We start from the raw sequence: 21,134 nt of genomic DNA, 5'->3' as shown, positions 1-21,134 counted from the left end.
CTCCGTCTGCCTGCCCATCGTGGAGAACCCATGTCCCGCGCGCCCATGTGGCGGGCGATCGTCGCCCTAGGTGTGATCGCCGCCTCGCTCTTCCTCGCTCTCACCCAGTCCGCCCGCCTCGGCCTCGACCTGCGCGGCGGCACCCAGATCGTCCTGGAGACCAAGGACTCACCCTCGGTCGAGGCCGACGCCGAATCGACCCAGCGGGCCCTGGAGGTGCTCCGCCAGCGGGTCGACGCGCTCGGTGTGTCCGAGCCCAGCCTGTACCGGTCCGGACAGCAGCGGATCTTCGTCGAGCTGCCCGGCGTACAGGACCCGCGCGAGGCCGCCGAAGTCATCGGCCGTACAGCTCAGTTGACCATCCACCCGGTGCAGGGCACGACGGACCGGCAGGGCGCGAACAAGGGGGAGCCGGCCAAGGACGGCTCGCGCACCCTGGCCGACCCCGACCAGCAGGGGGCGTTCCTCAAGCTCGGGCCCACCGCTCTCACCGGCGAGGGCGTCAAGGACGCCGAGGCGGTGCTCGACCAGCAGACGCTGTCGGGCTGGATGATCGACCTCACCTTCCGCGGGCAGGCGGGCAAGGACTGGGCACGGGTCACCGGGGCGGCGGCCTGTGCCCCGCAGGGCGCCCCCGAGCGGCGCGTCGCCATCGTCCTGGACGGCAAGATCCTCTCGGCGCCCGGCGTCGACGCCGACGTGGCGTGCGAGGTCGGCATCTCCGGCGGCTCCACGCAGATCACCGGCGGCTTCGACCGGGAAGAGGCCCGCGATCTGGCCGCGCTCGTCAAGGGCGGTGCGCTGCCGGTGCCCGTGGACGTCGTGGAGCAGCGCACCGTCGGCCCCACGCTCGGTGCCGACGCCATCGCCGCCAGCACCCAGGCCGCGATCATCGGGCTCGCCCTGACGGGGCTGTTCATCATCGTCGTCTACCGGCTGCTCGGCGCCCTGGCCACCGTCGCGCTCGCGCTGTACGGGCTGATCTCCTACGCCGCGCTGGTCGCCCTGGGCGCGACCCTGACACTGCCCGGACTCGCCGGTTTCGTCCTGGCGATCGGCATGGCGGTGGACGCGAACGTGCTGGTCTTCGAGCGTGCCCGCGAGGAGTATCTGGGAGCCCGCGCCCTGAAGTCGGCCTCGGCGCACCTGGACAGGCCGCTGAGCATCGGCTTCGGCAAGGCATGGAGCGCGGTCGTCGACTCGAATGTGACCACGCTGCTCGCGGCCGGGCTGCTCTTCTTCTTCGCCAGCGGTCCCGTCAAGGGCTTCGGCGTCACGCTCTCCATCGGTGTCCTCGTCTCGATGCTCTCGGCCCTGGTGATCACCCGGGTCCTCGCCGACTTCGCGATCCGGCGCCGCTTCGTCCGCAACCGGCCCGGCCTGACCGGGATCACCTCCACCGGCCGGGTGCGTGCGTGGCTCGCGCGCCGCGAACCCCGCCTGGTTCACCACCGGCGCCGCCGGCTCGGCGTCAGCGCGCTGCTGATCGTGGTCGCCGTCGCCGGAATCGGCCTGCGCGGACTGGAGTTCGGGGTGGAGTTCACCGGCGGGCGCCTGGTGGAGTACAGCACCAGCAGGCCCGTGGACGTGGACGCGGCACGTACGGCGGTCACGGACGCCGGGTTCCCGCGCGCGGTGGTGCAGGAGTCGGGGGACGGGGACATCTCGGTACGTACCGGTGAGCTGAGCAACGACCAGCAGCACACGATCAGAACGGCGCTGGCGAAGGAGGGCGGCGAGGTCACCGTCGAGCGGGACGAGCTGATCGGCCCGAGCCTCGGCGACGAGCTGCGCCGGCACGCGCTCATCGCGCTCGGTATCGCCGTCGCGACCCAGCTGATCTACCTCAGTGTGCGGTTCCGGTGGACGTTCGCCGCCGCGGCGGTGTCGGCCATGGTGCACGACGTACTGCTTGTGGTGGGCCTGTTCGCCTGGCTCGGCAGGCCCGTCGACAGCGTCTTCCTGGCGGCCCTGCTCACGGTCATCGGGTACTCCGTCAACGACACCGTCGTCGTCTTCGACCGGGTGCGCGAGGCGCGCCGCCGCGATCCGGCGGCGGAGCTGGAAACCACCGCGAACAAGGCCGTCATCCAGACGCTGCCGCGCACTGTGAACACCGGCATGGGCGCGCTGTTCATCCTGGCGGCCCTGGCCGTGCTCGGCGGTGACTCGCTCACGGACTTCTCCGTGGCGCTGATCGCCGGCGTGGTCATCGGTATGGCGTCGACGGTGTTCACCGCCGTGCCGATCGCCGTGCAGCTTGAGGCCGTCCGCCCGGCGCCGCCGGTGCGCCCCAGGCGCAGCGAGGACAGCGGGGCGCGCGGTCCGCTGGAGCGACGCGGGCGGGCGCGCGATTCAGGCGCTGTGGTGTGAGGGCTGGGCGCGCGGAGGCTCGCGGGGCAGACGCGGACAGCCGGGCGCATCCCCGTCACATACCCGTCGCCTCCTCAGCCCCGCCTGGCACCGGGCCGGCACGCTGACGAGACGCCATGGTGGCAGTGCCGTCCTCCGGTGATGGCGTCCCGCCTGGTGGTGTAGCCGATCAAGTCGCCAGAATCCGCAGGTCATCACCGCATCGGCGCGGTTCCTGGCTGCGCATGACGCCGACGGCAGGTCAGCCGCTGCGTGACACGGGAGCCGTGTCCCAGGGAGTGGCCGACGCGCGGAATACCGGAACCAGTCGAGCAAAGTCGCTTACACCACGAAGTGGGACACGGCCCCTCCGGTCGGGACGGGTCCGGCATGCACCGCTCCGTGCCGACGCCCGGCCGCGCGTCTTTCGACGGCGTGCACTCGGGGAGCCCTTCGCGTGCCCTTGAGATCGGACAACCACGGTCGGCAACGGTGCTGCCAAGCGCCCGCACCAGCCGCAACTCGGCAGATGTGGGCAGGGCAGAGAGTGCGGGGCCACGCATGTGTCGTATGTCGGCGCGCTTCACGAGGCCGGGCGGCTTTCCTGATCACGTCACCGCGGACGCTGCGGTCACGCAGGTCACGCAGGTCACGCAGGTCACGCAGGTCACGCTCCGAGTAGCCGCAAAGCTCGCAGCTCCCCAAGGGCTCGATAGGAAACCCCAGGTCAGTGACCTGGGGTTTGTTTATTGTCTAGATCGATTTGAGCGTCGGTCGAGCGAACGGGCGGCCGGGTCAGCGGAGTCCGGCGAAGAGGTCGTTCTCGGGTATGGCCGCGCCGGTGGCGTCCTGGACACGTACGAAGGTCTCCATGCCCATGAAGTCGCCGAACCTCTCCTTGCCCATCTTGAGGAGGAAGATGTTCTCGCCCTGGCTGGCGTGCGCGGCCAGCGCGTCGAACTTCTGACCGCTGAACGCGACGGTGTCCACCCACGTGGTGATCTCATCGTCGGGGAGGCCGATCTTGGCCAGCGCGGCGGCCTCGGCAGGATCCGGTTCCGGCATGTCCTCATGGAACTCGCGCATGATCTCGCCGAACCGCTGCATCATCGAGCGGGGCATCGTGGTCCAGTACACCTTCGGTGTCAGCGCGGTCATCTCCAGCGCCGCCATCGTGATGCGGTGGGCCTGTATGTGGTCGGGGTGGCCGTAGAAGCCGTTCTCGTCATAGGTGACGACCACATCGGGCCGGTAGTGCCGCATGAGTTCCGCGAGCCGGGCCGCGCCCTCCGGCACGGGGGTCTGCCAGAAGGATCCGGGGACGTCGTTGCTCGACCAGCCCATCATCCCGGAGTCGGCATAGTCGAGCAGCTCCAGATCGCTGATCTTCAGGACCTCACAGCTCGCCTCAAGTTCCTGACGGCGCATCAGGGCGACCGCCGCCGGATCGTGCCCGGGGTCGCCCGGCTTCACACCGCCCGGTCCGTCCCCGCAACCGCCGTCGGTACATGTCACGAGTACCGTGCGGATTCCTTCCGCCGCGTACCGGGCGAGGACACCTCCGGTTCCGGTGGCCTCGTCGTCGGGGTGGGCGTGTACTGCCATGAGCGTCAACGGCCGGTCAGTCATGAAACAGTCCTCCTGCAGAAATACGTCTTTGTTCGCGTGCGTTCGAGTGCGCGGCGGGCGTACCGCGATTCCGGGGCCCGGATCCTGGTGGGGCGGACGGCCTTGTGGTCTCCGTGTTCCCCGCCCGTGCGGCGCCTGCCCTCGGTCGGTGCAACCCCGCCGACCGGACCGGCTGTTCCCGGCACGGCCCCTTGGTCCTCCAGGGGCTCCCAGGGGCTTCCGGGCGTCGGCGCCTCGACTCGACGCCGACGAGGTACCGGGTTCCGTCTCGTCAGATCTTGAGATCTCGCCGAGGCAGGGCCGTTGACCTGCGGAGCAGCGAACCCGGCGCGTCACTGGTCCACCGGGTCGAAGGGCTCGTCGTGCCAGCGCCAGCCGGCGGTGCCGTCCTCGTGGATGTGCAGCATGAACTCAGCGACCGGGCTGCCGTCGGGGAACGTCATGGTGAGCGCACCGCGGATCTGGGCGTAGCAGGCGTCGACCCGCTCCCAGTCCTCCTCGTCGACAGCCCGCTCCTGCTCAGCGAAGAGAGGGCGGAACTCCTCGAAACCGGTCAGCGTCTCGACTTCCGCGTGCGTCCAGGGCATCTCGGCGCCGGTCACGGTCAGCCGGGCGATCTCCTGGTCGCCGTGGTGGAGCCGCCAGATACGGCCGGTGGTCAGGTTCGGGTCGGTCACATCCCCATCATGGCGATCACCACTGACAGTCGGGGAGCGAACCCGTGCGCTGTTGGCCGTGCGCCGTTCGCCGTGCGCCGTTGGCCGTTGGCTGCTCGCCGACCGCCGACCGCCGGCCGCTGTTCTCCGAGGGCCTCGCCCGCCGCCGCGTAGCTCCGTCCCGACCAGACGCACAGGGCGGACACTTCGCGCTCGGCTCTGCGCAGCCGGGCGAACGCGGCGCCGTGGTGGCGGGCGGCGCGGCACGTGTTGCGCAGGACGTTGGTGGCGATGCCGTACGGCCAGGGGCGCAGCGTGGGACCGGGCCGTCGATCCTTCGGGCCGGGAGGCCGCCCAGCGCCATGTCGGGCATCCCGTCGGGGCACTACTCTGCGGGAACGCGCTGGGCCAAGCAGCGTGATACGCGGGCCGTGCCGCGTCAACACTCCTATCGTGAGACGGCACACTGACGCTCAGTACCGAGGCAGGCGGGGCAGGACATGAAGAAACCGCAGATCGACTATGCGGCGGTCTTCCGGGCCCTGCCCGGCATGGTGGCCCTGCTCACCCCCGACCTGGTGTACGCCGACGCCAACGACGACTTCCTGCGGCTCGCCGGGCGGACCCGCGAACAGCTGCTGGGCCACTACATCTTCGACGTCTTCCCCGAGAACCCGAACGAACCGGCCGCGGCCGGCATGCGGGAGACCCGGGAGTCTATGCTGCGGGTGGTCGACACCGGCGACCGCGACACGATGGCACTGCTCCGGTACGACATCGAGGACCCCCAGCGGCCCGGCCACTGGCAGGAGCACTACTGGAGCCCGGTGAACGCGCCCGTCCTCGGCCTCGACGGGCAGGTGGCGCTGATCGTGCACCGGGTGGAAGAGGTCACCGAACTCATCCACGCCCGCGGCGGTCCGAACGGCGACAGCCGGGCCCGCGTGCTGGAGGCGGAGCTGTACGCGAGAGCCCGTGAACTGCAGGAGGTCAACGAACGGCTCCGCCAGGCGCACGCCCACGAGCGCGAGGTCGCCCTCGCCCTCCAGGCGGCGATGCTGCCCGCGCCCGGCCCGACCGGACCCCACAAGGCAGCCGTGCGCTACCAGCCCGCCATCGGCGCGCTGAACGTGTGCGGCGACTGGTACGACCTGGTCGACCTGCCCGGCGACAACCTCGCGGTCGCCGTCGGCGACGTGGTCGGGCACGGCCTCACCGCCGCCGGTGTCATGGGGCAGCTGCGCAGTGCCCTGAGCGCCGCCTGCCGGGTCGCCGACGGTCCGGCGCAGGCCCTGGAGGCGCTCGGTCTGTACGCCCGCTTCGTGGACGGCGCCGAGGCGACCACCGTCGTGACGACCTTCATCGACTGGGACAGCCGCACCATCACCTACAGCTGCGCCGGCCACCTGCCGCCCGCCCTCGTGCACCCCGACGGCACGATCACCTTCCTGGACCAGGCCACCGACCCCCCGCTCGACGCCCGCCCCGAACACCTCCCCCGCCCTCAGGTCCGTATCCCCTTCGCCGAAGGCGCCACCCTCGTCCTCTACACCGACGGCCTGATCGAACGCCGCGACGAGGACATCGACACCGGCCTGGCCCGCCTCGCCGACTCCCTCACCCGCCACCGGAAGTCCGCCCCCGAGGCCCTGGCCGACGCCCTCCTGACCGACCTCCTTTCCCCCACCGGCAACACCGACGACACCGCCCTCATCGTCCTGCGGCTGTGACTGTGCCTGTGCCTGTGAGCGTCCCGGGGCTCGCGATGCTTCCGCAGTCCCCCGGCGTCGACCCCGCCACCTGCGTCCCCGAACTCACTCGCTGCGTCGAGGAGTTCGGCGCCGTGGCGGTCAACCTCAACCCCGACCCCTCGGGCGGCCGCTGGACCGCCCCGCCACTCACCGACCGCTCGTGGTACCCCCTCTACGAGAAGATGGTGGAGTACGACATCCCGGCGATGGTCCACGTCAGTACGAGCGTCAACCCCGCCTTCCACACCACCGGCGCGCTCTACCTCAACGCCGACACCACGGCGTTCATGCAGCTGGTCCACGGTGACCTGTTCGCCGACTTCCCGACCCCGCGCCTCGTGATCCCGCACGGCGGCGGCGCGGTGCCGTACCACTGGGGACGGTTCCGCGGGCCGGCGATGGCGCTCGGCAGGCCTGCGCTGGAGCAACACGTCCGGCGCCCGGGTCAGGGACAGTCGTACGTGAGGTGGCTGACGACCGTGCGGTCCGCGGGGGACAGGATGCGCAGTTCGGCCCGGGCCGCGTAGTGGCCCTTGCCCTGGAAGGTCCACAGCAGGTGCAGACGTGCCTGCCTCTGGCCCCGGGCCACCACCTCACGCAGGACGCCCGAGGAGGTGCCGTCGCTCCGGGTCCAGCGGTACGAGAGTGTGCCCGGGCGGCCGTTCGTGGCGACGAGGCCGACGATGTCCGCGGTGCCGTCGCACCCCAGAACCTTCGGCTCGGCCGTGGCCTCCACCGTGTTCACCTCGACGGACGGCCCGAGGCGCTGCCAGGCGAGGAACGCGATGACGCAGATCAGCACCAGCGCGGGCAGGGCATGTCTGCGCAGACGCCGGCGCGAGGGCGCGGGAGGCGGCGGCAGGGCGGGCAGCGTCCTGTGGGTACGTTGCGCGACGGCGGCGGTCACCCCCGGGCCGAACCGCAGCACGGTGCCTTCGGTGCGATCAGGCAGCGTCGGCGGTGTCGGTGACAGCGGTGTCGGTGTCGGCAGGATCTGGGTGGAGGACGGTTCGACGAGGGTGCCGTCCGGCTCGGGACGCTGGATCCAGTGACTGCCCAGCACGGTGGCGCTGTACTCGGCGTACCCGGCATCGGTGGAGCCGGCTTCGTCGCGCGGGGCGTGCTTGTCGGCGGGGCCGAGCTTCCGGGTGGTTCCGTGGTCCTCGGCCGACGCGGGAACACGGTCGTTCTCAGCGGTCATCGAATGTCACACTGCCTGGTCAGAAGCTGCTGCGAGCCGCCGCCGTCGGCGGAGGCCGGAGTGGTCGTCGCCTGCACCATCCAGTAACAGCCGGTGTTCTGGAAGGTGTGGTCGACGGTGAGGGTGTACTGGGTGGCACCGCTGCGCTCGAAGGTCTGGGACGCACCGTCCGGGGTGCCGAGCCCGCCCCGGGTGCCCGGCCCGCCCCGGGCGCCCGGCCCGCCCCGGGCGCCCAGCCCTTCCGCGGTGTCGCTCGTGGACCACGAGACGGTGATGGAGAACGGCCCGGTGCCGTCCGTGGTGATGTCGATGGTCGCGGTGGCGGTGGCGGAACCCGTCTGCCGGAAGCCCGTCACCGCGACGTCCTTGACCGCGGGAGCCGCCGGCGCGGTGGGCGAAGCCGACGTCGGCGTCGCCTCGGGGGTCGCCCCGCCGGGCGCCGTCGTGTCCTCGGGCGGAGCCGCGGTGGTGGACGCCGAGGGCTCGCCGCTACCGGCGGTCGCCGTGCCCGAGGGCGACAGGGTGGGTGACGGTGACGGTGAGGTGGACGTCGGGAGCGGGGAGGCGGAGGGCGACTCGGACGGGGAGGAAGTGGGCGACACCGGCAGCAGGCTGGGCTCGCCCGGCTCCACGGCGGCCCGGGCGCTGCTGGTGGCCAGTGCCTGCGCCGTCTCCTGCGGTGCCGTTCCCGGGGCGTGCTGGATGCCGTAGGACAGAAGGATGCCCAGGAGCACGGCCGCACCGGACACGAGCATCCCCGGCCGACCCGGCAGCCACGAGTGCGCCCAGCCGTGGCTGCCCGGTTCCGGGCGCAGGACCGTGCGGGCGGTGTCCGTGGTGGTACGCGGGGCGCTGCGCGCCGAGGGCAGCAGCAGCGGCAGCAGTGCCACCAGCGCGGCGAGCCGGCCGCGGCCCCGTTCCTCCCAGTCGGGACCGTAGGCGGCACCGGCGGCCGATTCGAGTTCCGCGACGAACGCCTCGGCGTGCGTGGGGCGCTCCGCCGGGTCCTTGGCGAGACCGCGCCTGACCAGCTCCCGCACCGCCTCGGGGACCTCGTCGGCGGGGATGGGCGCGTCGACGTGCTGTAGGGCGAGTTCGGCGAGATTGTCGCCCGAGTACGGCCGGTGGCTCGTCAGGCACTCGAAGAACGTGGCCGTGGCCGCGTACACGTCGGCGGCGGGAGTGGCTGGTGCGCCGGTCCACTGCTCCGGGGCCATGTAGGAGGGGGTGCCCGCCGCGCCGGCGCTGGTGCCGGCGTCCACCGCGATCCCGAAGTCGACGAGCCTGGACGATCCGTCCGGCACGACCAGGACGTTCGCCGGCTTGTAGTCGCGATGGACGACGCCGACGCGGTGCGCGTCGGCCAGACCGAGCAACGATCCCTTGAGGACCACGAGCGCCGCCTCGGGATCGAGCGGGCCCTGACTCGTCAGCAGGGTCCGCAGCGAGACACCGTCGACCAGCTCCATCACGATCGCGGCGCCGTCCGGGCTCTCGACGTACTCGTACAGCTCGGCGACGTACGGGCTGTCCAGTCCGCCGAGCAGCCGCGCCTCCGCCCGGAACCCGTGGACGAAGCCCGGCCTGGTGCGCAGCGACTCGCTGAGGTACTTGACCGCGACCGGGACGCCGGTCTCTTCGTGCACGGCCAGGACGACCCGCCCGCTTGCCCCGGCCCCGAGTTCCAGTGACTCGTTGTATCCGGGCACTGCCCATACGTTCATTCCCCACCCCCAAAGGCGGCCGTGCGGGCGGATTCCGCCCCTCCGGAGCATCGGGCCACGCGGTGGGAGACACATTTTCGGCCACCGCGGTTGCGGCGCGGCACAAGGATCGAACGCGTGAAGGACACGAGGCGCGAACGCGCGGGAGGAGGCAGGCGAGCAGAGGGAGGCGGCGGCTGGCGCGCAGGGGGAGGCGGCGGCGGTCCTCATCCACTCCCCGTGACGCAAGGCGGCGCGTCGGTCAACCGGCCTTCACAGCAGAGGAGTTGCCATGTCACAGCCCTGCCACAGCGATGTCCTGAAGGGAAGACCGGCGTGACCTGCGGGCTCTGGACGACCTCATAGTGATCACAGAGCGGGAAGCGGTGAGAACGCCGCCGGCTCCCTGCCGCTCCCGCCCCCCGGAAGGAACCCCCGTGAAGAACCGCCACCTGCGCAAGGCCGTCCTCACCGCTGCCGCGGTCACCGCCGGACTGTTGATGACGGCATGCCAGAACGGCACCGCCGACAGTTCGTCCGACAAGAGCGCGACGGACAAGGCGAGCCCGGTGGCGACCGCGGAGAAGGCGTCGGACTCGAAGAGCTCCAAGACCGCCAAGGACTCCAAGGGCGTCAGCGGCTCGTTCAGGAACGGCAAGGTCGTCTATCTCGCCCCGGGCAAGTACATCGTGTCCGTATCGGGCAAGGACGACCAGCAGTTCTGGGTCGCCGACGACACCGAGGTCTACGGCGTCGGCACGATATGCGGCGTCGCGGGCTCCAAGGTGGACGCGCCGTGCACACTCGACGAGCTGGAGTCGGCCCTCAAGAAGGGTGCCGTCAACGCGGACGTGGAGATGAAGGACGGCGTCGCGACCCTGGTGACGGAGCGCCGCGCCGCCCAGCAGGACCCGGCGTCCGACTCGGACTCGGACAGTGGTTCCGACTCCCGCGAGACCGTCGTCGAGGGCATCGACGAGGGCAAGGGCGTCAACGGAACCTGGTTCGGCAACGTCTCCTACCTGGCGCCGGGCAAGTACACCGTCTCCGACTCGAAGGGCACCGAGCAGCAGTTCCTCGTCGCCGACGACACCAGGATCATGGGCTACGACGACATCTGCGACGCGGTGAACACCGGCCCGGGCGGCGAGGGCGGCATCGAGTGCACCGAGGCACAGCTGGAGACGGCCGCCAAGAAGGGCTTCTCCGCCGAGGTCAGGATCAGCAACGGCATCGCGACCAGCATCACCGACGACCACTGAGCCCGTCGCCTCACCGTGGGCGTATGGACAGGTGGCAACCTGGACAGGTTGCCACCTGGACACGTGCACCCGAGTCGGGTCAGTGGGCGCGGATCGCGTCGGCGGGTGGTGTGCGCAGGGCCTGGCGGGTGGGGAGTTCGGTGGTGAGGAACGCCGTGCCGGTGACCGTCAGGGCGAGGGCGGGCAGCAGCCAGACCGGACCCGTCGGCCAGGGGTGGCCGAGGAAGCCCTGGCCCAGGAGGGCGAGGGGTACGGCGGACAGCAGCAGGGCCGCCGTGAGCGCGGTGGCGGCGGTCACCGCTGCCTCGCGCCGCATCATCGCGCGGATCTGACGGGGTGTGGTGCCGATGAGGCGCAGCGCCGCCAGTTCCAGCCGGCGCTGCGCGGTGGCGGCGACGAGCTTGTTGGCGATGCTCAGCAGGAGGTAGCCGAGCAGGACGACGATCGTCGCCAGGTTGATCCACACCTCCGGTGGTGCGTCCCGCAGGCCGTCGGTGGTCGTGGGGGCCGTGTCCGTGAGTGCCACGCCCGGGTGGGACGCGGCGAGGGACGTCAGGGCCTGCCGGGCGGTCGCCGTGCCGTCCGTGCGGATGAGGATGCCCTGGTCGAGCCCTGTCGTGGTGTGTCCGGCCGCCAGGTCGTGGGACAGGACCACCGTGCCGAAGCCGAGGCCCCGGGTGTAGACGGCGACCACCTCGGCGTCGACCTTCGCGCCGTCGCCGAGGACGAGACCCACCCGCCGGCCCACCGACGCCGAGCGCGAGCGGGCGACGTCGCTGCTCACCGCGATCGTGGCGCCGGTGAGACGGTCCAGGCTCCCCTCCCGTACGCCGAGGTCGAGGACGCCCGACGCGTCCGGGGTGAGGATCATCGCGGACGCGGACTCGGTCACCGTGTCGTCGAACATCTTGTACGGCCACACCACGGTGGTCGTGCTCACCGGGGCCGCCGCCCGTACGCCGGTCGTGCCCCGTACGTCGGCGAGCGTGCCGTCGGGCAGCCCGCCCAGGCCCGGCGCGTCGAGGCGCTGCTGGGCGAGGGTGCCGGCGCGCGTGTCGTCGGCCGTGGCGGCCAGCACGGTGGTCTGGGCGAGGGTGTACGTCAGGACGAACACGACCGCCATGGCCAGGGTGCTGACGATCCCCGCGTTGCGCAGGGCGTAGGCGCGGACGTTGGCCATGGCCAGCCAGGTCGGCGCGGAGACACCGGAGCGGGTGCGCCGGGCCGCCGCGTTCCCGATGCCCCGGACGAGGGCCGGGCCGGCCAGGGCCAGACCGATCGCCCCGAGGATGCCCGCGAGGGACGTGGCCGCCGCGCCGAGGACCGTCGGGGAGAAGAGCGGTACGGCAGACATGGTGGTCGCGCCGACGATGACGAGGAGGCCGATGCGCGTCCGGGTGCGCGACGGACGACGCGGCTCGCTGCGTGATTCGGCGACCGCCTCGGTGGCCGGCATCCGCGAGGTGCGCCACGCGGAGCCGCGGGCCGAGACCTGCACGGTCAGGGCCATCAGGAGGATCGTCGCGAGGGCGGGCAACGGGCTGATGGTCAGGGGGAGTTCGGGCGGGACCAGCCCCTGGTCCGCCAGCAGTCCGCGGAACCGCCCGGCGAGCAGATGGCCGAGGGCCACACCGGGTACGAGGGCCACTGCCGCGACGATGCTCGACTGGGCGGCGGCAAGTCGCCTGATCTGCCGGGGAGTCGCGCCGACGGCCCGCATCAGCGCCAGGTCCCGGCGCTGCCCGGCGATCGACACGGTCAGCGCGCTCGCCGTCACGAATCCGGTGATCAGCAGGACGATCCCGGCGAGCGAACCCGCGAGGAGAACCAGGAGGGAGCGGGACGCACCCGCTCCGGGCGACACCAGATCCCCGCGGTCCGCGCCGGTGACCGCCTCAAGTCCCGTCCCCCGCAGCCTCGTACGGACTTCGGCGGCGACCTGTTCCGCGGCGCCGGGTGCGGTACGGAGGCCGACCAGGTCGACGGTCCCGGCGCGTCGGCCGGCGGCGTCGCCGCCTTCTCCCTCCGCCCTTCCCGACAGCCGTGCGGCCGTCGTATCGGCGAAGAAGACTCCGGCGCCAGGCGCGTCGACGACCGCCGAGACGCGGTACCCGGCGGCGGGACGGGCGTTCGCGACGACCTCGACCCTGTCGCCCGCCTTCACCCCCGCCGCGGCGGCGGTGGCGCTGTCCACGGCGATCTCGCCGGGACCGGCCGGCGCGCCGCCCTCGACACGCGTAACGCCCAGCAGCTTCACGGAGGACCAGCCGTGCCCCGACGCCTGGGGATTCCCGGCCGGTACGACGCGGCCGTGCGCGTCGACGAAGGCCGCGGGGAATCCGAGGTCGCCGACCGCCTCGGTGACACCCGGCAACCCGGCCAGTTCGGCGACCAGTCGGGCCGGGACCCTACGGCGTTCCGGGAGCGCGATCGGCAGGTCGCCGTTCGGATGGAGCTCCTGGTCGGCCGCGACGACGACGTCCGCGCCGCCGAGTCGGCCGACGGGCAGGTGGGAGCGCAGGCCGGACTCGGCCAGGACGCCGGTGCCGGTGATCAGGGCCGCGCCGCCGAGAACCGCGCAGGCCACGGCGATCAGCGCGGTGATCCGGTGTCCGACCATCTGGAGTGCGAGACGGAACATGGCGGGCAAGGGGAACGAAGAGAACAGGCGGGACAGAGCTGAAGGAGACGACAGAGGAGGCAGAGGAGACGGTCGGGACATTGCTCAGACCCCCGCCAACGCTACGAGCCGGGCGGCCAGTTCGGGGGCGGTCGGCGCTTCGAGGGTCTCGACCACCCGGCCGTCGGCCATAACCGCCACGTGGTGTGCGCGGGCTGCGGCGGCCGGGTCGTGGGTGACCATCACCACCGTCTGGTGCAGGTCGTCGACGAGGTCGCGCAGCAGGTCCAGGACCTCGTGGGCGCTGCGCAGGTCCAGCGCGCCGGTCGGCTCGTCGGCGAACACGACGGCCGGCCTGGCCGCCAACGCCCTTACGACGGCGGCCCGTTGCTGCTGACCGCCGGAGAGTTCGGCGGGGCGGTGGCTGAGCCGGTCGGCGAGACCGACCCGCGCCGTCAGTGTCCGCAGCCAGTCGTGGTCCGGGGTGCGTCCCGCCAGCCGCAGCGGCAGCGTGATGTTGTCCTGGATGCTGAGCGAGGGGATCAGGTTGTACGCCTGGAACACGAACCCGACGCGCTCCCGGCGCAGTTCGGTACGGCGGGTCTCGTTCAGGCCGGCGATCTCGTGGCCGTCCACGCGGACGCTGCCCGAGGTCGGGGAGTCCAGCCCGGCGGCGCAGTGCATGAGCGTGCTCTTGCCGGAGCCCGAAGGTCCCATCACCGCGAGGAACGTGCCGCGTTCCACGGTCAGCGACACCTCGTCGAGGGCGCGGATGCCTCCGGCGTACTCCTTGACGACCCGGTCCAGGACGATGGCGGGCGTCGGAGCGTCGTGTGCGGTGGCCGCGTCGGGGGCGGTGGCCGCCGACCTGCGGGTCCAGGCCAGGGCGGCGTTCATCGACGACCCCGCAGGTGGCGTACGACGAGGGTGCCCGCGCTCAGGAGGGTGACCACACCGCAGGCCAGATGCACCCAGGTGTCCGCGTCGGCGTAGGTGGCCGCCGAGTTGGCGACCGCGCTGACCACGACCACGATCCAGAGCAGCGTACGGACGACCTCCCCGCCGGTGACGGCGGGCGCCGCCGCCGCGTGCGTACCGTCGGCAGGAGTGTCGGGAGTGTCAGGTGTGGTCGTGAGACGGTAGGGGTCGGCGGTCGCCATGGGCTTCTCCTGGGGTGCTGTGCGGTCGGGCCGGGGGTCCGGCCGACGTCGTCGACGCTACGGATCGGCACCCCTCCCGGCCGATCCCGCAGCCCGCCCTCTCCGGGGTACAGCAGGCTGTACCCCGGCCCTCGCCCCACGGTGAACTGACGGGCGTCATAAGGTCGTTCGCAACCAGGGATGGGGAGGGGAGAGCGGATGGCGGTCCAGCGGGACGCGGCGACACCCGGTGACCGGCGGGTGGGCCTCAAGGACACCGTCGTACGGACCACGGGGGCGGCCGGCGCCGCGATCGCCCAACTCGCCTCCGGGCTCGGTACGGCCTTCCGGGCGCTGCTCCTGCTGCTCTGGCTGGCCGTCACCGCCGTGACGAGCCCGGCCGGGGTGGGACTGCTCATGGCGCCCGCGGTCCTGCGCGCGCTGCACTCCCTGGCCGGCCGGGAACGCGACCGGCTCGGCCGCGCGGGTCCCGAGGTCATCGCGCCGGAACCTCCGCCGACGCGGCTACGGCTCGCCCTCGTCGACCCCACCACCCGACGCGAACTGCGCTGGCTGGCGCGGCACTCCACCCTGGGCCTCCTCCTGGGGCTGCTCGGTGTCCTCCTGCCGCTCGTCGCCGTACGAGACAGCCTCTTTCCCCTGTACTGGAAGCTCCTGCCCGAGGACACGACCGCCACGTCCATGGGGGTCGGCAACGCGCACTCCTGGCCGGACGCGCTCGCCGTGGCCATGCTGGGCGTGGGCTGGATCGCCATCCTCCTGGGGCTCGGCCCCGGCATGGCCCGTGCCCAGGCCCGGCCCGGACGTCTGCTCCTCGCGGCCGGGCCGGAGACGGACCTGTCGCTGCGCGTCGCCGAACTCACCGCCACCCGCGCCGCCGCCCTGGACGCCCACGCCACCGAACTGCGCCGTATCGAGCGCGCCCTGCACGACGGCACGCAGAACCGGATCGTCTCCGTCACCGTCCTGGTCGGCGCCGCCCGCCGCATGGTGGCCAGGGATCCGGCGGGCGCCGACGAGCTCCTCGAACGCGCCCAGTCGGCCGCCGAGCAGGCCCTCGCGGAGCTGCGCACGGTCTCCCGGAGCATCCTGCCCCCGGTGCTGGACGACCGCGGGCTGGCCGGCGCGCTCTCGGGGCTGGCGGCCCAGAGCGCGGTGCCGTGCCGGATCGACGTCGACGTACCCGAACGCTGTGCCGCCTCCGTCGAGGCCACCGCCTACTTCGTCATCGCCGAGGCCCTGACCAACATCGCCAAGCACAGCGGCGCCGCATCCGCCGGCGTCACCGCGCGCAGCCATGGCGGCCGTCTCCTGCTCCGCGTCGAGGACGACGGCCGGGGCGGCGCGGACGAGGGCGGCGGCTCCGGCCTCGCGGGCATCCGCCGCCGGATCGAGGCGCACGACGGCACCCTCTCCCTGGCCAGCCCGCCCGGCGGCCCGACAACCCTGAAGGTGGAACTCCCCTGTGGACCGTGACATGCGGAGCGTGACATGCGGATAGTGATCGCCGAGGACGACCCCCTGCTGCGCGAGGGCCTCGCCCTGCTGCTGCGCGCCGAGGGCCTCGACGTGGTGGCCACCGCGGGCACCCCGGACGAGGCGCTGGCCGCGATCGACGAGCACAAGCCGGACGTCGCCATCCTCGACGTACGGATGCCGCCGACCCACACCGACGAGGGGATCGTCGCGGCGGTCGAGGCCCGGCGCAGGCGGCCCGACCTGGCCGTCCTCGTGCTGTCCGCCTACGTCGAGCAGTCCTTCGCCACCGACCTGCTCACCGGTGGTGTCAGCGGCCTCGGCTATCTGCTCAAGGAACGCGTGGGCAGGGTCGAGGAGTTCCTCGACGCCCTGCACCGGGTGGCGGACGGCGGCACCGCCATCGACCCCGAGGTCGTCGCCCAGCTCTTCACCCGCTCCCACCAGGACACCCGCCTCGACCGGCTCAGCCCCCGCGAGCGGGACGTACTCGCCCTGATGGCCGAGGGGCTCGGCAACACCGCCGTCGCCGAACGGCTCGTCGTCACCGAGGGCGCCGTCCACAAACACATCCGCAGCATCTTCGCCAAGCTCGACCTGTCCCCGACGGACCGGGTGGACCGACGGGTCGCCGCGGTCCTGCGGTATCTGGAGGATCTGCGGCGACCGGCCTGAGCGCGACGGCCGACCGGGTTGCGGGGCCTGCCGGAACGGCCACGTTCCGCCCGCGGCCCGCCCGGTTGTCCGGGAACCACATCGGGATTGTCCGTGATCGGTAACCGACGCATCCTGTGGCCGCTGTTTCCCGTCATGCCAGTTGGTCGCGAGGTGACCGAGGATCGACGAGGAACTGCGGGAAAGCGGTGGGGACATGGCACGGCACAGTGGCGGGCGCGGTTGGTACGGCAAGGTGCTCGGCGCGGCTCTCGGGGTGACTTTGCTCGCCACCGGCGCCTCGGTGTGGACCGCGCAGGCCGGCGCCGTGGACAGTTCGCCGTCGAAGCCGGCCGCGTCGGCCGGGCCGGGCGGTGCCGTCAAGCCGGTCGCGGTGACCATCGTGCACGCCTCGGACAAGGGGGCGCGCGGCGTCAACATCACCATCGACGACGGCCCCGACCCCGTGTGGACCCCCCAAATGCTCGACGTGCTGCGGGAGTACGGGGTGAAGGCCACGTTCTGCATGGTGGGTACGCAGGCGCAGGCCCACCCGGACCTCGTGAAGGAAGTGGTCGCGGCCGGGCACCGGTTGTGCGACCACTCGGTGTCGCACGACACCACGATGGACAAGCAGTCCGAGGCCTACCAGTCGCAGCAGATCCTCGACGCCGAACGCATGATCACCGAGGCGTCGGGGGGCGTACGGCCGATGTACTACCGGGCGCCCGGCGGGGCGTTCACCCCGTACAGCCGCAAGCTCGCCGCCTCCCACGGCATGCGCCCGCTGGGCTGGAACGTGGACACCAAGGACTTCGAGCGGCCGGGCACGGACGCGATCGTCGCCACCGTCGAGCGGGAGCTGCCCAACGGGCCGACCCTCCTCTTCCACGACGCGGGAGGCGACCGCTCCCAGACCGTCGAGGCCCTGCGCCTGATCCTCCCCCGGCTCAAGCAGCAGGGCTACGCGTTCGGCTTCCCGGTGCGCTGAGCCCGAACGCCTCCGGTCGCCCGACGGTGGACGACCCGAGGCGCCCGGGCCAGCCCTCGCACACTCCTGCTCTTCGCACTCCCGCCGCTCTCGCACTCCCGCCGCTCTCGCGTTCCCGCCGCTCGGCGTAGACGCGCGGAGCGGGATCGGCCGCCGCCTTCTTCGGTTCACCTGCGATTTCACCCTCGCTGCAACCAATCCGGGGTCTCGACAGGAACGGATTACGCCCGGACATGTCCCGACCGTGGAGGCCCTCGGTGAAAGAAGCAGTACATATCGGCAGAAATCCCTCAGCTGGTCCCGCCCTGGAGGATCTGGTGGGCCGGGTGGCGCTCGGGGACGAGGACGCGTTCGCCGGTGTCTACGACGCCGTGGCGGGCCCGGTGCTGGGGGTGGTGCGCGCCGTGCTGCGCGATCAGGCGCAGTCGGAGGAGGTGACGCAGGAGGTGCTGGTGGAGGTATGGCGGACCGCTCCCCGCTACCGGCCCGACCGTGGCACGGCCATCAACTGGATCCTCACGCTGGCGCACCGCCGGGCGGTGGACCGGGTGCGCTCGGTCGACGCCGCGGCGGCCCGCGACCACAAGGCCGCGCTGCTGGACCGGCTTCCCGAGTACGACGAGGTGGTCGAGCACGTGGAGGCACGGCTGGAGCGCGAACAGGTACGGCGCTGTGTGCGCACGCTGACCGAACTCCAGCGGCAGGCCGTCACCCTGGCGTACTACCGGGGGCTGACCTACCGCGAGGTGGCGGAGGCGCTGGCGCTTCCGCTGGGGACCGTGAAGACCCGACTGCGCGACGGGCTCATCCGGCTGCGCGACTGCCTGGGGGTGACCGCGTGACGACCACCGATCTGCACCGGCTGACGGGCGCCTACGCCCTGCACGCGCTGCCCGACGAGGAGAACACCGCGTTCGAGCGTCATCTGGCGGGCTGCGAGGCGTGCGCGCAGGAGACCGCCGAGCTGTCCGCGACCGCGGCCCGCATGGGACTCGCCGTCGCGACGACACCCCCCGCCGGGCTGCGCGAACAGGTACTGCACCGGATCACCACGGTCCGCCAGGAGACCCCCGGCAGACCGGCCCAGGCCCTCGCCGTCCGGTCCGGCCCACGGGCCCGGACGCTGTCCCGGTGGGCGCTCGCCGCCTGCCTCGCGGCGGCCACGGCGCTCGGCGGAACAGCCCTGTGGCAGCACCAGCGGGCCGAGGACGCCCGCGAGGAGGCGCGCCGCGCCACCCGGACCACGGACGAGATCGCCGCCGTACTGGCCGCCCCGGACGCCAGGACCCGGGCCGCCGGGCTGGCCGGCGGTGCCACGGGTACCGTCGTCGTCTCCCGTGGGCAGGACAGGGCCGTGTTCGTCGTCTCGGGGATGAGCCGCCCGCCCGGCGGAAAGGTCTACCAACTGTGGTTCGACGAGGGCGGGACCATGCGTCCGGCCGGCCTGATGGACCCCGGCCGCAGCGACCAGGCCGTCCTGCTGCGAGGCGCCGTCGACGGTGCGTCGGGCATGGGCATCACCGTCGAACCCGACGGCGGCTCGAAAGAACCCACGTCCGCCCCGGTCGCCGTGATGACCTTCCCGAGCTGAGCGGGTACGGCGGGGGCGACCGGGGATCGGCTGAGGTCGACGCAGATCGACTGGGGTCGGCTGAGGTCGACGCAGATCGGCTGAGGTCGGCTGAGGTCGACGCAGATCGGCTGAGGTCGGCTGAGGTCGACGGAGATCGGCTGAGGTCGACGGAGATCGACGGAGATCGGCTGAGGTCGACGGAGATCGGCTGAGGTCGACGGAGATCGGCTGAGGTCGACGGAGATCGGCTGAGGTCGACGGAGGTCGACGGGCGTCAGACCAGTCCCGTGACCGTCACGGTGACCCGCGGGGCGGGCTGCGGGGGCCCCGGGGGCCGCGCGCACTCCAGGGCGCCCAGCCGGCGCTCGACGGTGTCCCGGACGACGCGGGCCACGTCCAGGGTCCTGGCCCGCCGCAGCGCGACGACGTGGATCTCCACGTGCCAGGAACCGTCGCCGTCCCGGCGGGTCACGCGCACCCCGGCGGACGGTGCCCCTTCGGTGCCCGCCGGGGGCCGCGACAGCGCGGAGCGCAGCCGGTCTGCCAGGCCCGGCCTGAGGAAGGCCACCCCCGGCACGCCCTCCACGGCCGCGGTGAGGTCCGCGACGAGGGCCGCGTGCGCGGTGCTCTCCTGGTGCACGGTCATGGCGTACGACCTTCTTCCTGGCCGTCGTCGGCCGTGGTGGGGAGGAGATCGGTGACACGGATGTCCACAGCCGCCACGACGATGCCCAGTTCGCGGTCCGCGGCCTCCCACACCCGCTCACGCACCCGGGCGGCGAGGTCGGGCAGGGAGACGTCGGCCGGAGCGTGGATGTCGAGACGGATCCCGACGGCGCGGGTGGCGTCGTCGGACAGGGCATCGGCATCGGCATCGGGCAGGGCATCGACCGAACCATCGGCCGGAGCGTCGAAAAGCCGGCAGGAGCCTGCCCGGACGCCCGCGACCGTCTCGGCTGCCGCGCGCAGCGCGCGGGCCGCGACCGCCTCCATGATCCACAGGTCCTCGGCGGGTTCACCGAGGGGAAGGGGGCGGCCCGGACGCAGTTCGAGCCGTACGACGTCCATGACCCGCCGGGTCAGCGGCCCGGCGTCGTAGGCGGAGGCGTCCGCCTCCTCCTGGAGGCCGCGCACCACGGACTCCAGCCGGTCGAGTCCGCTCACGGCCTGCCGGCAGTGCGGGCAGGACCGCAGGTGATCATCGTTGGCGTCGGTGTCGTCGGACCGCTGTTCCCAGTCGTTCCAGGTGCGCGACAACAGCCGTCCGCACGGCAGGAGTTCGTCGTCGTCACCGTGGGCGGACGCGTTGTAGGGCGGATCGGTGCGGTCGGTCATCGCCAGGCCCCCAGTGCTTGGGTGAGACAACGGCGGGCGCGGAAGACACGGGCGCGGACGGCCTCCTGGCTGATGCCGACCGCGTCCGCGATGAACTCGTAGGAGCGGCCGTCCAGTTCGCGCAGCACCCAGCAGGCCCGCTGTTCGGCAGAGAGCAGGTCGAGGGCCTCCCGCAGCTCGCGGACGGCTTCGTGGGCCTCCGTGATGCGGGCGGGGGAGGTGGTGTGGTCGGCCGCGGGCACGTCACCCGCCGCCTCCAGCGAGGCCACGGGTTTGCGGGCCCGCAGCACGTTCAGGCAGCGGTTGGTGACGATCCGGTATGTCCACGTGCCGAAGGAGGAGCGCCCCTGGAACTCGGGCAGCCTCCGCCAGGCGCTGAGGAAGGCGTCCTGCACGGCGTCCTCCGCCTCGGTACGGATCCCGAGCAGCCCCGTGGCGAGCCGGATGAGTGCCGGCGCGTGCCGCTGCACGAGCACGGCGAAGGCGTCCTCGTCACCTTCGCCGGCCCGGACCGTCAGCAGGACGTCGTCCGGGTCGGTCCGGGTGTCCGGTGGTGCGCTCCGGGTGCGGTCACCCGCCACTGGGCGGCTCCTCTCGTCCGGTCTCCCGGTCTCCTGTGTCCTACCGTCTTCCGGTCTTCCGAAGGTTGGACACCGCAGCGCCGTCCCCGTTACGGAGAACACCAAGAACCCGAAGAACCGGAAGAACATGGAGTACTTCGGGAGACGGGCACCGTACGGATGCCGCGCGAGGGCGCTTTCACTCCCCTTT

Annotated in this window: 18 protein-coding genes and 1 pseudogene; 9 read left to right on the top strand and 10 right to left on the bottom strand. The window is 72.3% G+C overall.

The genetic code is table 11. From position 1 onward, the window contains the following. Positions 1-30 precede the first annotated feature (30 nt). Entirely contained in the window at positions 31-2,373 is a 2,343-nt protein-coding gene (gene secD, locus OG595_RS22270; RefSeq protein WP_329274605.1) for a protein translocase subunit SecD, read from the top strand. Positions 2,374-3,147: 774 nt separating this feature from the next. Here secD and OG595_RS22265 read toward each other — a convergent pair. Together OG595_RS22265 and OG595_RS22260 are read right to left on the bottom strand one after the other, a co-directional pair. Next, positions 3,148-3,981 (bottom strand): PIG-L family deacetylase, encoded by an 834-nt coding sequence (locus OG595_RS22265; protein WP_329274602.1) that lies wholly within the window; start codon positions 3,979-3,981, stop codon positions 3,148-3,150. 332 nt (positions 3,982-4,313) lie between these two features. Then, the gene (locus tag OG595_RS22260) at positions 4,314-4,658 is read right to left on the bottom strand and encodes a hypothetical protein (protein ID WP_329274599.1); all 345 of its coding nucleotides are present in this window, start codon (positions 4,656-4,658) and stop codon (positions 4,314-4,316) included. Between the two features lie 479 nt (positions 4,659-5,137). Here OG595_RS22260 and OG595_RS22255 point away from each other — a divergent pair, with 479 nt between their 5' ends. Beyond that, the gene (locus OG595_RS22255) at positions 5,138-6,367 is read left to right on the top strand and encodes a PP2C family protein-serine/threonine phosphatase (protein ID WP_329274597.1); all 1,230 of its coding nucleotides are present in this window, start codon (positions 5,138-5,140) and stop codon (positions 6,365-6,367) included. A 32-nt stretch (positions 6,368-6,399) separates the two neighbouring features. Then, positions 6,400-6,822 (top strand): annotated as a pseudogene (locus tag OG595_RS22250) (amidohydrolase family protein); the annotation flags it as partial. A gap of 11 nt (positions 6,823-6,833) precedes the next feature. Here OG595_RS22250 and OG595_RS22245 read toward each other — a convergent pair. Beyond that, positions 6,834-7,589 (bottom strand): hypothetical protein, encoded by a 756-nt coding sequence (locus OG595_RS22245; RefSeq protein ID WP_329274596.1) that lies wholly within the window; start codon positions 7,587-7,589, stop codon positions 6,834-6,836. Next, complete coding sequence (locus OG595_RS22240; RefSeq protein WP_329274594.1) at positions 7,586-9,313, bottom strand: serine/threonine-protein kinase; 1,728 nt, start codon at positions 9,311-9,313, stop codon at positions 7,586-7,588. The genes OG595_RS22245 and OG595_RS22240 overlap by 4 nt, the downstream gene beginning before the upstream one ends. Positions 9,314-9,729: 416 nt before the next feature. Between OG595_RS22240 and OG595_RS22235 the strand changes: the two genes are divergently transcribed. Beyond that, the gene (locus OG595_RS22235; protein ID WP_329274592.1) at positions 9,730-10,554 is read left to right on the top strand and encodes a hypothetical protein; all 825 of its coding nucleotides are present in this window, start codon (positions 9,730-9,732) and stop codon (positions 10,552-10,554) included. Between the two features lie 79 nt (positions 10,555-10,633). Here OG595_RS22235 and OG595_RS22230 read toward each other — a convergent pair whose 3' ends face one another. From OG595_RS22230 to OG595_RS22220, 3 genes are all read right to left on the bottom strand, one after another. Continuing rightward, positions 10,634-13,195: an ABC transporter permease gene (locus tag OG595_RS22230; RefSeq protein ID WP_329274589.1), complete on the bottom strand. Its 2,562-nt coding sequence runs from the start codon at positions 13,193-13,195 to the stop codon at positions 10,634-10,636. 84 nt (positions 13,196-13,279) lie between these two features. Further along, positions 13,280-14,071, bottom strand: a complete 792-nt coding sequence (locus tag OG595_RS22225) for an ABC transporter ATP-binding protein (protein WP_329274587.1) — start codon at positions 14,069-14,071, stop codon at positions 13,280-13,282. Further along, positions 14,068-14,334, bottom strand: coding sequence for a hypothetical protein (locus OG595_RS22220; protein WP_329274583.1), 267 nt, complete (start codon positions 14,332-14,334; stop codon positions 14,068-14,070). The genes OG595_RS22225 and OG595_RS22220 overlap by 4 nt, the downstream gene beginning before the upstream one ends. 198 nt (positions 14,335-14,532) lie before the next feature. Between OG595_RS22220 and OG595_RS22215 the strand changes: the two genes are divergently transcribed. The 5 genes from OG595_RS22215 (at position 14,533) to OG595_RS22195 (ending at position 19,046) form a co-directional block, all read left to right on the top strand. Further along, positions 14,533-15,810, top strand: coding sequence for a sensor histidine kinase (locus OG595_RS22215; protein ID WP_329274581.1), 1,278 nt, complete (start codon positions 14,533-14,535; stop codon positions 15,808-15,810). 15 nt (positions 15,811-15,825) lie between these two features. Further along, positions 15,826-16,485, top strand: a complete 660-nt coding sequence (locus tag OG595_RS22210; protein WP_329274578.1) for a response regulator transcription factor — start codon at positions 15,826-15,828, stop codon at positions 16,483-16,485. Between the two features lie 196 nt (positions 16,486-16,681). After that, the gene (locus OG595_RS22205; protein WP_329274576.1) at positions 16,682-17,455 is read left to right on the top strand and encodes a polysaccharide deacetylase family protein; all 774 of its coding nucleotides are present in this window, start codon (positions 16,682-16,684) and stop codon (positions 17,453-17,455) included. Between the two features lie 257 nt (positions 17,456-17,712). Continuing rightward, positions 17,713-18,297, top strand: a complete 585-nt coding sequence (locus OG595_RS22200) for a sigma-70 family RNA polymerase sigma factor (protein ID WP_329274575.1) — start codon at positions 17,713-17,715, stop codon at positions 18,295-18,297. Further along, entirely contained in the window at positions 18,294-19,046 is a 753-nt protein-coding gene (locus tag OG595_RS22195) for an anti-sigma factor (RefSeq protein WP_329274573.1), read from the top strand. The genes OG595_RS22200 and OG595_RS22195 overlap by 4 nt, the downstream gene beginning before the upstream one ends. 256 nt (positions 19,047-19,302) lie before the next feature. Here the strand turns inward: OG595_RS22195 and OG595_RS22190 are convergent, their stop codons facing one another. From OG595_RS22190 to OG595_RS22180, 3 genes are read right to left on the bottom strand one after another with little or no spacing between them, the layout of a single operon-like run. Next, complete coding sequence (locus OG595_RS22190; protein WP_329274570.1) at positions 19,303-19,674, bottom strand: hypothetical protein; 372 nt, start codon at positions 19,672-19,674, stop codon at positions 19,303-19,305. Next, positions 19,671-20,363 carry an Asp23/Gls24 family envelope stress response protein gene (locus OG595_RS22185; RefSeq protein WP_329274568.1) on the bottom strand — a complete coding sequence of 231 codons (693 nt, stop codon included), beginning with the start codon at positions 20,361-20,363 and terminating at the stop codon, positions 19,671-19,673. The genes OG595_RS22190 and OG595_RS22185 overlap by 4 nt, the downstream gene beginning before the upstream one ends. Beyond that, positions 20,360-20,944 carry an RNA polymerase sigma factor gene (locus tag OG595_RS22180; protein ID WP_329274564.1) on the bottom strand — a complete coding sequence of 195 codons (585 nt, stop codon included), beginning with the start codon at positions 20,942-20,944 and terminating at the stop codon, positions 20,360-20,362. The genes OG595_RS22185 and OG595_RS22180 overlap by 4 nt, the downstream gene beginning before the upstream one ends. Positions 20,945-21,134 lie beyond the last annotated feature (190 nt).

Origin of the sequence: Streptomyces sp. NBC_01451 (assembly GCF_036227485.1) — a bacterium.
GTDB lineage: Bacteria > Actinomycetota > Actinomycetes > Streptomycetales > Streptomycetaceae > Streptomyces.
The sequence above is the reverse complement of the archived record's forward strand: the minus strand, read 5'-3'. Positions and strand labels throughout refer to the sequence as shown.